The sequence below is a fragment of the Sphingobium cupriresistens genome, from assembly GCF_004152865.1.
Classification (GTDB): Bacteria; Pseudomonadota; Alphaproteobacteria; order Sphingomonadales; family Sphingomonadaceae; genus Sphingobium; species Sphingobium cupriresistens.
Window position 1 is genome coordinate 1 of the sequence record NZ_SEOO01000064.1, and the last position, 11,324, is coordinate 11,324.

Annotated in this window: 7 protein-coding genes and 1 pseudogene; 3 read left to right on the top strand and 5 right to left on the bottom strand. The window is 63.3% G+C overall.

What is annotated here, in order from left to right:
* Window positions 1-185 precede the first annotated feature (185 nt).
* Window positions 186-3,200 carry a Tn3 family transposase gene (locus EWH12_RS20555; RefSeq protein ID WP_037555775.1) on the top strand — a complete coding sequence of 1,005 codons (3,015 nt, stop codon included), beginning with the start codon at window positions 186-188 and terminating at the stop codon, window positions 3,198-3,200.
* 16 nt (window positions 3,201-3,216) lie between these two features.
* Here the strand turns inward: EWH12_RS20555 and EWH12_RS20560 are convergent, their stop codons facing one another.
* The 5 genes and pseudogenes from EWH12_RS20560 to copC all read right to left on the bottom strand — a co-directional run bounded on the left by EWH12_RS20560 (window position 3,217) and on the right by copC (window position 9,320).
* Window positions 3,217-4,641 carry an NAD-dependent succinate-semialdehyde dehydrogenase gene (locus EWH12_RS20560; RefSeq protein WP_129927669.1) on the bottom strand — a complete coding sequence of 475 codons (1,425 nt, stop codon included), beginning with the start codon at window positions 4,639-4,641 and terminating at the stop codon, window positions 3,217-3,219.
* Window positions 4,642-4,688: 47 nt separating this feature from the next.
* Window positions 4,689-5,099, bottom strand: a pseudogene (locus EWH12_RS20565) (NAD(P)(+) transhydrogenase (Re/Si-specific) subunit beta); the annotation flags it as partial.
* A gap of 169 nt (window positions 5,100-5,268) precedes the next feature.
* Complete coding sequence (locus EWH12_RS20570; RefSeq protein ID WP_129927670.1) at window positions 5,269-7,956, bottom strand: vitamin K epoxide reductase family protein; 2,688 nt, start codon at window positions 7,954-7,956, stop codon at window positions 5,269-5,271.
* A gap of 64 nt (window positions 7,957-8,020) precedes the next feature.
* Window positions 8,021-8,947, bottom strand: coding sequence for a copper homeostasis membrane protein CopD (gene copD, locus EWH12_RS20575; RefSeq protein WP_037475979.1), 927 nt, complete (start codon window positions 8,945-8,947; stop codon window positions 8,021-8,023).
* 4 nt (window positions 8,948-8,951) lie between these two features.
* A complete protein-coding gene (copC, locus tag EWH12_RS20580) occupies window positions 8,952-9,320 on the bottom strand; it encodes a copper homeostasis periplasmic binding protein CopC (protein WP_037475981.1) in 369 nt (122 codons plus the stop codon).
* 207 nt (window positions 9,321-9,527) lie between these two features.
* Here copC and EWH12_RS20585 point away from each other — a divergent pair, with 207 nt between their 5' ends.
* Window positions 9,528-10,526 (top strand): NAD(P)/FAD-dependent oxidoreductase, encoded by a 999-nt coding sequence (locus tag EWH12_RS20585; RefSeq protein WP_129927672.1) that lies wholly within the window; start codon window positions 9,528-9,530, stop codon window positions 10,524-10,526.
* Window positions 10,527-10,806: 280 nt separating this feature from the next.
* Window positions 10,807-11,214, top strand: a complete 408-nt coding sequence (locus EWH12_RS20590; protein ID WP_129927671.1) for a four-helix bundle copper-binding protein — start codon at window positions 10,807-10,809, stop codon at window positions 11,212-11,214.
* The last annotated feature ends 110 nt before the right edge of the window (window positions 11,215-11,324 follow it).

Consider the following 11,324-nt stretch of genomic DNA (forward strand, 5'->3'; position numbering starts at 1 on the left):
CTGGATTTCCAAGTTCTGATCCTCGGTGGAAACGCGCGCGTAGCCGAGCTTCATGCGACTGCTCCAGATATTGTGCGAAAGTTACTGCAAAACAATTTTGTTTCGCACATATGTTTTGCGAAGAAATTCGCCTTGTTTATCGGCATGGGCCGTCCCCTTCGCAAAAGTTGAAAGTTTCGCACGGTATGCCCACCCGTCACCTCACTGACGCCCAGCGTCAGGGCTTTGCCCGCTTTGATGGCGAACCGTCGGCCGATCAACTCGCGCGATATTTCCATCTGGACCAAACTGATCGCGACCTCATTGGAACTCTGCGCGGCGACCACAATCGGCTCGGCTTTGCCGTGATGCTGACGAGCGCCCGGTTTCTGGGCGCATTTCCAGTCTCGCCCGCCGAGATCCCAGCGTCGGTCCTGGCGGCCGTGATCGAACAACTCGCTCTTGAACCCGGCACGGACGTGGACGCCTATTTTGCGGGAAGCCGACGCATCCGGCACCTCGCGCTCATCCGGACGCACTGCGGCTTCACGGACTTTGGCGACAACGCGGTGGCACGTTTCCGGCTGACCCGATGGCTCTACGCCCTTTGCTGGAGCGGCGACGATCGGCCCGGCCCCCTGATTGATCGAGCTGCGGCCTGGCTGATCGCCAACAAGGTGCTGCTGCCGGGCGTCACGGTCGTCGAGCGCCTGGTTGGCAGGATCCGCGATCGTGCGCGGACCAGGCTTTGGCGCCATCTGGTCGCCAGCTTGAGCGATGACCAGCGCGTGCGCATCGCCGCGCTGTTTGACGATGGCGACACATCCACGTTCGCCGCCCTGGACGCGCTCCGGACCGTTCCCTCCAAGCGCATGCCGACCGAACTCTTCCGACACCTTGATCGGCTCGATGCGGTCCGGGCGTTCAATCTGCGGCCGGCGCCACCGCGGGGCGTTCCCGCCACAACCCTTGAGCGGCTCGCGCGGGTAGCGCGCGTCGGCAAGCCCTCGGCCATCGCCGCCCTTCAGGAGCCTCGTCGAACCGCGACCGTAGCCGCGCTCTTCCATACGCTCGAAGCGGCGGCCCAGGACGACGCCGCCGAGCTGGCCGAGGCTCTGCTCGCCGACTTGGTGAAAGGGGCTGAAGCCGCCGACAAACAGGCCCGCCTGCGCAGTCTGCGCGATCTCGATGGCGCCGCGATGCTGCTCCACGCAATGGGTCTGTTGGTTTTGACCGACGACGCCCTGCCCCTCAATGAATGGCGAGATGTGCTCTTCGAGCGGTTGCCCCGTCCCGACATCGAGGCCGCCATGTCCAAGGTGGAGGCGATCGCCAAGCCCGCGGAGACCAAGCCCTATGATCAACTGCGAACAAAATGGCGGAGCGCCCGGCGATTGTTCTTTGAAATCGCTACCCGCATCGAGACCGACGCTGCCCCAGGTGGCAAAAACGTCAAGGCCGCGATCAGCTACCTCAAGGGCGTGGACGACTGGTCCTCTCTCGTCAAGATGCGCGGCGCACCGATCGCTGCGGTCTCGAAGGCGTGGAGGCAACATGTCCTGGATGACGATGGCAGGATGCGCGACCCGAAGGCCTATGTCTTCGCGATCATCGATGCGTGGCGTCTGGCGATCAAGCGTCGCGATGTGTTCGCCAAGCCCGGCATCCGATACGGGGATCCCCGGCGCGGGATGCTCGAGGGCGAGTCCTGGCACAATTCCAGGTTGATGGTAGCACGCGCCCTGGGCCGATCTCTGGAAGCCGACATTGAGATTGACGGTCTCTCCCGCCTTCTCGACGAGGCATATCGACATGTCGTTGCGCGCGCCGGCGACAATCCGGACCTGCGTTTTGAGACGGTCGCCGACAAGATGGGGATTGTGGTCACGCCCCTCGACAAGCTTGATGAACCCGAGAGCCTTCGAGCACTTCGCGCCGCCGTCCAAACGCGCATGCCGAAGGCCGGAATGCCCGACATCTTTCTTGAAGTCATGGCGCGAACCGGATTTGCCAAGTCCTTTACGCATCTGAGCGAGCGTCAGGCCACCGTCGAGCACTTCGAGATAAGCCTGTGCGCGACCCTGGTCGGCGGCGCCTGCAACATCGGTCTTGAGCCGATCGTGCGCCCGGAATTTGCGGCTCTGCGTCGCGACCGTCTTTCTTGGGTCGGTCAGAATTTCATTCGGCCCGAGACCATCGCCGCGGCCAACGCCGCGATCGTTTCCGCTCACAGTCGTCTGGATATCGTCCAACATTGGGGCGCAGGCGAGGTGGCCAGCGCCGACGGCATGCGTTTTGTCGCTCCGTCGAGCGCCATACACGCCGGGCCCAACCCCAAATATTACGGCCAGGAGCGCGGCGTCACTTGGTACAACATGATTTCCAATCAGTTCAGCGGTCTGACCGGAGCGGTCATCCCCGGCACGTTGCGCGACAGCCTGGTCGTCCTGGCTCTCCTGCTGGAGCAGGAAACCGAGCTCGATCCTCTGGAGATCATGACCGACACCGCCGCCTATTCCGACGCCATTTTCGGTCTGTTCTGGCTCTTGGGCTACCGGTTCAGCCCCCGTCTGGCGGACATCGGCGACGCCAAACTCTGGCGTATCGACCGCCAGGCGAGCTATGGGCCGTTCGATCAGACCGCCTGGGGCAGGGTTAAAATCAATCTGATCCGGGAAAACTGGTCCGACCTTATCCGCTTGGCCGGATCGCTCAAGCTCGGCCACCTCAAGGCCGCAGGCGTCATGCGAATGCTGCAGGTCAAAGACCGCCCAACAACGCTGGCCAAGGCCCTGTCTGAACTCGGCCGCATCATCAAGACGCTGCATATCCTGCGATACATCGATGACCGGCCGTTCCGGCGACGAATATTGTTTCAGCTCAACCGGCAGGAATTGCGCCACAAGCTCGGTCGGCGCGTCCATCACGGCGATCGGGGCGAAATCAGAAGCCCTCTGCGTCAGGGCCAAGAGGAGCAGCTTGGGGTCCTCGGTCTGGCCCTCAACTCCATCGTCCACTGGAACGCTGTCTACATGCAGGAAACCGTGCGCCAACTCAGCGAGGCCGGGACGCCGCCGCTGCCCGCCGATATCGCTCGGCTCTCGCCGATATCTTGGCGTCACATCAATTTCCTCGGCCGCTACGACTTCTCCGTGCCTGACGCCGTCGCAAACGGCGGCCTCAGACCGCTACGCCAACCTAATTCCGAATGGGACTTTTGAAAGGAAATAATGCCCCTTACGACACTTTCCTGTTCCGCTCAGCCGCACGACCCAAATGCGCGTCGATATCGACGACATCGATCAGCTTGTGATTGACGAACTCCTTGAGGCCGAGGCCCAGCAGTTCGCGGCCATAGCCCGAGCGACGGATGCCGCCGAACGGCAGGTCGGCCTCCACCTTAGTCGGGTGATTGACGAAGACCATGCCGGTGGAAATCCGCTTCGCCACTTCGGCGCCGTGGACAGGATCGGAGGTGAAGACGGAGCCGCCCAGGCCAAAGGGCGAGTCGTTGGCGATGCGCACGGCATCGTCCTCATCCTTCGCACGGAACAGCATCGATACCGGACCGAAGAATTCCCAATAACGGGCCGGATTGCCCTCATCGAGGTCGGTCAGAAAAGTTGGCTGCACGAAAGCCCCCTTGTTCGGCACTGTAGGACCGACTTCCTCAGCCTTGGCGCCCAGTTCGACGGCCTTGCGGATCTGTTCCTTGATGTCGTCGGCCGCCTTTTGCGAGGAGAGCGGCGCGAGAGTGGTGCCGGGGTCGGAGGGGTCGCCCATGACGAGCTTGGCTACGCCCTTGCGATAACCGTCGAGGAAGGTGTCGTAGACTTCATCGACGACGATCATGCGCTTGGACGAAACACAGACCTGGCCACCGTTCCAGTGCCGGCCGAAGACGGCCCAGTCGATCGTCTTGTCCATGTCGGCATCGGCGAGCACGACAAAGGCGTCGGCGCCGCCCAGTTCCATGGTCGACTTCTTGAGCGCCTTGCCGGCCTCGGATGCAACCACCGCGCCGGCAGCTTCCGAGCCAGTCAACGCCACGCCATGAACGCGCGGATCGTTGATGATGAGGTTGATCTGATCGCGCGTTGCATAGAGATTCTGGAACGCGCCTTCCGGCAGACCCGCTTCGTTCATCAGTCTCTCGAACGCCGCGGCGCTCTGCGGAACGTTCGAGGCGTGCTTGAGGATCAGCGTGTTGCCGGCCGAGAGTTGCGGCGCGAGAATGCGGGCAATCTGATAATAAGGGAAATTCCATGGCTCGATCGCCAGGAGGACGCCGAGCGGCTCGTGCACCAGCATCGCCTCGCCTTCGGCGGGATCGAGCACCGGCAGCTTCTCCGGCTTCAGCAGGTCTTCCGCATGCCGAACATAATATTCGAAGATCTTGGCGGAGAGTTCCACCTCGGCCTTCGCTTCGGCGACCAGCTTACCCATTTCCAGCGTCAGCAGGCGGGCAAAAGCATCGCTGTCCCGGCGCAGGATGTCTGCGGCATTCTGCAGGATACGGCCGCGCTCGGCGAAGGAGGTTTCGCGCCAACTGAGGAAAGCCGCGTCTGCTTTGTCCAGCGCGGTCTTCACCTCCTCGTCCGTTGCGTCGGGAAAGGTCGCAACAGTGTCTCCGGTATAGGGATTGATGGTCGCGTAGGTCATTGTCCATTCTCCTGTGGTGAATCAGATTTCGGGGGTAAGGGGTACGGTCACGCGCCGAGATCCTTCACGGCCTGCACCATCTGCGTCAGCACCGCCTGGGCATCCCCATAGACCATGCTGCAATTCTCGTTGAAGAAGAGCAGGTTCTCGACGCCGGAATAACCTTTGCCCTGACCGCGCTTGACGACATAGACCTGGTGGGCCTGGTCGGCATCGAGGATGGGCATGCCGTAGATCGGCGAGGATTTGTCGGTGCGTGCCGCCGGGTTGACGACATCGTTGGCCCCGATGACCAGCGCGACATCGGTGTTGGCAAACTCGGCGTTGATATCTTCCATATCGAAGATGATGTCATAGGGCACGCCGGCTTCGGCGAGCAGCACGTTCATGTGACCGGGCATGCGCCCCGCAACCGGATGGATCGCGAACTTCACGCCGACGCCTGCGGCCTGGAGCAGCTTCACGCGAACTCGTTCATCTCGGCATACTCGGCCGCTCTTGACCCGGCCATCGGCAACCGCACCGCCATAATCGACGGCCATATAACCGCCTGAATGACCGCCCGGATAGAACTCGGTACCTGGACTGCGCCATGCCGAGCCCTCCTCTCTGGAGGCAAGTAAGGCCTCAAATTACGTATTTGTCCCAGCTCGCATAATGCTCGGGGCTGCGCTTGCCGCGCGGAAGGCTGAGACCGGCGAGGGCGAGCCCTGCGACCACCGAAACGATCGTCCCCAGGAGGCCGGCCCCCGTGAGCAGTAACGGGGCAGCGATTAGCCAGGCGCCGAGCGCGACATTGATGAAGCGCAGGGCGCGAGCGACTTCGGCGGTAGCGATGATCGCGACGGTGATGACCAGGGCGCCTACCACATGGTCGCTGTTCGCCATGGGGCCTTCATTGCCCAGTGTCACCCGGGTGAGCATCAGGAATGCGCCGAGCGCGATACTGACCGCCAGCGTCCACGGCAGCGTCAGCCCGCGCTTCGTGTCGGCCCAAAAGGCGGCAGGCGACGACATCACATCGGAGGCGTCCTCACTGCCGGCCTCGATCGCATCGCCCTTGAAGAAGGTGCGGATCAGCGGCTTGCCGCGGCACTTCGCCCAGACGAGGAACTGGCCCATGGCAATGACCTCATCGAGCGCGAACGGGATCATGATCAGCATGGCAAGGGCGGCGATCAGCGCCAGCGTGCTCCACGTGCCGATGACGATGGGCTGGCTGATGATGAAGTAGATGCTGACGACGCCGAGCGGGATGACCAGGATACCGAAGAAGGTCACCATCCACGGCATCGTCCGCCAGCGGTCGCGGGTTCCCATCACCGCCATCAGGATCTCGAGCACGTAGCTCACCGTGCCAAGCCCGCCGTCGGGAATCGGCCAGGCCTTCGACATGTCGGATGTAATGATCTCCTCGGTCCCATTACGCGGGTCGGTCAGCGATCCGACAAAGAAGGGCTCCCAGACGCTATCGATGTGCCCCAGCTGGTAGGCGGTCAGGATGCGCGAGGTGAGAAGGCCGATCAGGCCCATGGCGACGATCGGCAGCCGCTGAGCATCGGTGGACGGAGAATAGGTCCATCCAGGCGGGATGTTCTTGGAGTCCATCATGCCGGCCATGCTCATGCCCGGCATCATCGGCACGAGCACCGACAGCGCGATGACTGCGGACCCGACGAGCAGGCTGTTGTTGTACTGCGCGGCGCTCGGACTCCAGAAGATCAGCGGCGCGAAGAACAGCCAGATGCCGATGAACGCGACAGCCCACTGCGCCCATGTCTTGGTGCGCGGGACGAGCGAAAGTGCGCCGAACAGCGCGATAGCAAGCCCGCTGACGAGATCGCTTACGGCCAGCGCGCTCGCACGCCACTCGATCGACGGCAGTCCGCGATCGACCGTTACGAACCGCGCCGCTTCACCGACGCTCTGCGTGGTCATGGAGTCGTAGATGAGCGGGCTTGAGGCGAGCCACAGACCGAGGCCGATGTTGGCGTAAAGCGCCCAGCGCGCGCGGCGCTCATCGCGGTCCATCAAGGCCATGTGATCGCCGTGCCCGCCGTGGTCCGACATGGCCGCGACCGCGGCGCCGGACCCGTGCCCCATCGCCGCGTGGTCCATTTTGCTGTGATCCATCCCGCCGTGATCTATGCCGCCCGTTCCGGCGGCCGCTGCGGGCTGGTGGTGGCCAGACCCCGCAAGCTCGGCCTCTGGCTCTTCATCCCACGCGACCAGGTTCTCGTTGAGCTTGTTGTTCCGGTACCAGGCCCGCGGATGCCGCTTGAGCGCAGCGACGATCGCCGGGAGCGTGTCGCGAAGGCTGTGCTTCGGTTCCCACCCGAGCAGCGACCGTGCGCGCGAGATGTCGAGGATATAGTGGTCGTTGCTGCTGTCGATCATCCAGGGCTGGATAAAGTCGTCGCTGCCGAGCGCTTCGTTCTGCAGGATGATCCCGGCCTTCGCGAGCGGCTGCGGGATGCGGATCGTCTTCCAGCCCTCGCCGTGGAGCGCCTCCCCGACGATGTCCTGGATCTCGGCATAGCCGGGCGGGTCGGGTTCGCCGACGAGCAGCGGCAGTTCTGACGGCAAGTCGTGCCGCCGATCGACGAGGCGCACCACGGCGTCGGCCAAGTCCTCGCGGTGCACCGATGACTGTGCCGCGCACAGCATGCCGGGATAGAAATGCGAGATCAGGCGGTGCTCGTAGATCTGCGATATCTGCTGCGCGAGAAACGCCGAGCGCCCGTCGTCGTCGTAAACTCCTGCGGCGCGGAGGAAGACGACGGGAATCTTCCCGTGGCGCTCATGCAGCAATGCCTCGGTGTCGACCTTGGACTGCGGATACGCCCAGGACGCACCGATTGGCGACTCCTCGCTGATGCGCTCCTCCGGAGTGGCGGTCGGCTTATGGACCAGCATCGTGCTGGCGAAGACGAATTGCTCGACCTCGAACGATTGCAGCCCGTCAATCAGCCGGCGGGTGCCCTGGACTGTCACCTTGTCATAGAGCGGGTTAGGCTTGCCGGTTATGTCGTAATAAGCGGCTAGGTGGATAACCGACGCGATGCGGGCGCCGTATCGTGCGCGCACCTCCTCGAGCGCGGCGCGGACCGCCTCGTCGGACCCGAGATCGATGGCGACCGCGGCCGCAGGAGGCGGCGGGTCCGGAGGACCGGCACGATCGAGTCCGACGACCGTGTAGCGTTCGCCGAGCCGGGCAATGAGCGCGGCGGCTATGAAACCGCTCGCACCCGTGATGAGGACGATCTCAGGAGCACCCTTGCCGCTCCCGGGCTCGCTGCGTTCGACGTCGGTCATGACTCTGCCACCCTCGTTCGTTCACCTTTGAATACATCAACAGACCCAGCAGAGCTAACCTCACCTACATGCCCGATGCGGGCGGTGCGAGGGTGCCGAGCCATGCTACGAGCGCCAAGATACCAATCACGCAGGTTGTCTCGACCGCCAGGCTGACCCGCAGCGTCATAAGCGCTCCGTCATGATCGTTCATGGCAATCGAGCGTTCGAAGGCCGGCGTGAGGCGGAACCGATTAAGCGACGCGAGTCCCAGCATCGCTGCGAACAAGACCAGCTTGGCGAGCAGCAGCAAGCCGTAGAGCGTCGTGCCCAAGGCCGTGAAATTGGCTGGGCCCACGAGCAGCCAGCTGTTGATCAAGCCGGTGATCACTAAAATGGCAACCACGAGCGTGCCCACCGCCCCGAAGCCGTGCAGCGCCCGATGGGTAAGCTGAAGGTGCGCGGCATCGATCGCCTCGGCGCGGCGCATCATCAGGAGAAGCAATCCGAACAGTGCGCCAACCCATATACCGCCTGCGAGGAGATGGAGAATGTCCGCGCCCAGGTGAAGCCATCCGGTGCTTCCCTCGTCCATGGCACCGTGCCCGTTCCACGCGAGTGTCGCCAACGCCGTAGCGGCGGCAATCATGGCCATCGCCAGCCATGATGCTCTGCCTCGCGCCAGTAGGACCGCGCCCCCGGCAATGACCAGCGCTACCATGCGCACCTTCCAGGCGGAGCCAACCGGTGGCCCTCCGAGCAAGGCAGCCACCGCGGCCTCGTCGACCGGCCAGAATGGAGATCCGGCCATCGACGAGGCCATGAGGATCAGGCCAGCGGCTGAGAGCAGCAACCCGAGCACAGCACTTCCCGAAAGCCAAGGCCGCAGAGCGATTGCATCCTCGCGCTCGCCGAGCCGAAGGCCATAGAGGCTGAACGCCGACAGGCCGAACAGCACCGCCAGGACGAGGTATAACGCCAAGCGGATGGCGACGGTCGGCCAGTCAATCATCCGCTCACTTCACCGTGAAGGTGTAGCTGCCAGTGATTTTGTGCGTGTCGCCGGAAACGACCTGCCAGTCGACGTTGTAACGCCCACGCGGGAGACGCTGCTTCGGGATGATCGTGAGCGTACGCCCGTCGGAGCCGACCGCGGCGCTGCTCGGCATCTTCATGGCCGCCATGCCAGGCATCGCGGCCATGATCAGTTCGGCCTTGGAGAAAGCAGGCACGAGTTTCTCGCTGAACTGGAGGCTGATCTTCTCCGGGGTCGCGACCGCCGCGTTGGCGGCGGGGCTGGCGGACACCAGCTTCGGGTGCGCGTTTGCCACGCCGCCTGCGAAGAACAAGGCGGCGGCAGCAGTCGTGATGAACAAGCGACGCATGCGGGTAATCTCCATTTCCGTTGAGTTCACCTGTATTACGCAGCAGGACGGGTCACCCCTCACGATCTTTTTTCGTGCCGCCGCACCCTCTTGATGAGGGGGAAGCGGCATCGGCACGTATTCACAAGGGAGTACAAAGCGCTTTCTACCTGCGCCTACCGTCCGAATGAGTAGGGCCGCGGGCCCGCCGGGCGCATGCGCGGGGTAATGATGAGGTTGCGGTTGACCAATCAAGGCTGGACTGGCGATCCCGAGGAGGTCATCGACTGTCTGATTGTGGGCGGCGGTCCCGCTGGCCTCACGACCGCGATCTATCTTTCCCGCTTTCTCAGGAGCTGCGTCGTTTACGACGCGGCGGCGGGGCGCGCCGCCTCCATCCCGCGCTCGCACAACCTCCCAGGATTTCCCGGCGGCATTTCCGGCGTCACGTTTCTTGCGCGCCTGCAAGCTCAGCTGCACGAATATGGCGGTACGATCCAGAGCGGTGAGATCGACGCGATTGTCGCATCAGGCGACCATTTCTCGGCAAGCTGCGGACTGAACGTCATGTACGCGCGGACCGTGGTCCTCGCGACCGGGGTCGTCAATCGACGTCCAGAGATGCCCGATGCGATGCATGACATCGGCGTCGCGCGTGGTCTTATTCGCTACTGCCCGATTTGCGATGGTTATGAGGCTCGGCGGATGAGCGTGGCGGTGCTCGGCTGCGACCGCCATGGCGCTGAAGAAGCCGAATTCCTGCGCGCTTATGGTGCCAAGGTCACGCTTCTCGCCGAACGGTCGCTCGACCTCGCACCGACCGAATTTGCCAGGCTGACCCAGCAGGGCGTCGATGTCGCGCCCTCGCCTGTCGAGCAGCTGCGTCTTGGCGATTGTGTCGAGGTTCGATTGGCCAATGGCCTGGAGCTACAATTCGACACGCTTTACCCTGCGCTCGGCTCATCGCCTCGAACAGGGCTTGCCACTTCGCTGGGCGCGAAGCTCGCGGCAACGGGATGCGTGCTGACCGACGCCCACCAACAAACCTCGGTTGCCGGCCTCTACGCGGTTGGTGACGTTGTGGAAGGGCTCGATCAGATCAGCGTCGCAACCGGACAAGCAGCGGTCGCTGCGACCGCAATCCATAACCTGTTGCGCGACCGCGACAGCGGATTGGCATCCGCCATGGCCGGGCTGTGGCCGGCTCAGGGCCTACCGCCGACCTAGGGTGAGCCATTGGCAGTGCAACGAGTGAAAGCCCTAAACCGGAGCGCTGATTCGTACCACACGGCGATCGGCGACACGGCCCTTCTCGGTTCGATGATCCCGCACCACGATGGTGCGCGCGCGCAGGCGGCGTGGCCGTCGAAACTGTGCGCTACCCCCGGCGCCGGGGGTTAATCGATACGCCAAAGCGGCTGAACGGTCCGACGCAAAGGCCGGAACATTTCAGGTTCGTACCTCTTACTTAGACAGGGGGTGACCGCTACCTGAACAGGAGAGAACCATGCACCACATGCAAGAGATGATCGCCACGCATCCGGACGTGAAGGGAAACACGAACGACGCACTGATCCGCTGTATTGAGGAGTGCTACTCATGTGCTCAGATCTGCACGTCGTGCGCTGATGCCTGTCTGGCGGAAGAGATGGTCGCGCAGCTTCGCCAGTGCATTCGTCTGAACCTCGACTGCGCCGACATCTGCCTGGCGGCAGGTTCTCTCGGCACCCGCCGCACCGGCAGCAATGAGCAAGCGCTGGTCGCGGCTCTTCAAGCCTGCGCCATCGCCTGCGGGCTGTGCGCGGAGGAATGCGAGAAGCATGCGAGCACGCACGAGCATTGCCGCATCTGCGCTGAACACTGCCATCGCTGCGAGCAGGCCTGCAGCGAAGCAGTTCATACCAACCTGCATTGATCATGACCCACGCGCCCATTTGCGGCGACCGATGGTCATGATGTGCCAAGGCTGATCGACGAGCTTGTTCCAAGCCTCGCAGCAGTGGTCGATGATGTTGTCGTAGGAGG

What these genes read in the sequence shown, in the direction of transcription:
- EWH12_RS20570 (WP_129927670.1), bottom strand. Translation starts at nt 7,956, where the DNA reads ATGACCGACGTCGAACGCAGCGAGCCCGGGAGCGGCAAGGGTGCTCCT.
- EWH12_RS20560 (WP_129927669.1), bottom strand. Translation starts at nt 4,641, where the DNA reads ATGACCTACGCGACCATCAATCCCTATACCGGAGACACTGTTGCGACC.
- copC (WP_037475981.1), bottom strand. Translation starts at nt 9,320, where the DNA reads ATGCGTCGCTTGTTCATCACGACTGCTGCCGCCGCCTTGTTCTTCGCA.
- copD (WP_037475979.1), bottom strand. Translation starts at nt 8,947, where the DNA reads ATGATTGACTGGCCGACCGTCGCCATCCGCTTGGCGTTATACCTCGTC.
- EWH12_RS20590 (WP_129927671.1), top strand. Translation starts at nt 10,807, where the DNA reads ATGCACCACATGCAAGAGATGATCGCCACGCATCCGGACGTGAAGGGA.
- EWH12_RS20555 (WP_037555775.1), top strand. Translation starts at nt 186, where the DNA reads ATGCCCACCCGTCACCTCACTGACGCCCAGCGTCAGGGCTTTGCCCGC.
- EWH12_RS20585 (WP_129927672.1), top strand. Translation starts at nt 9,528, where the DNA reads ATGATGAGGTTGCGGTTGACCAATCAAGGCTGGACTGGCGATCCCGAG.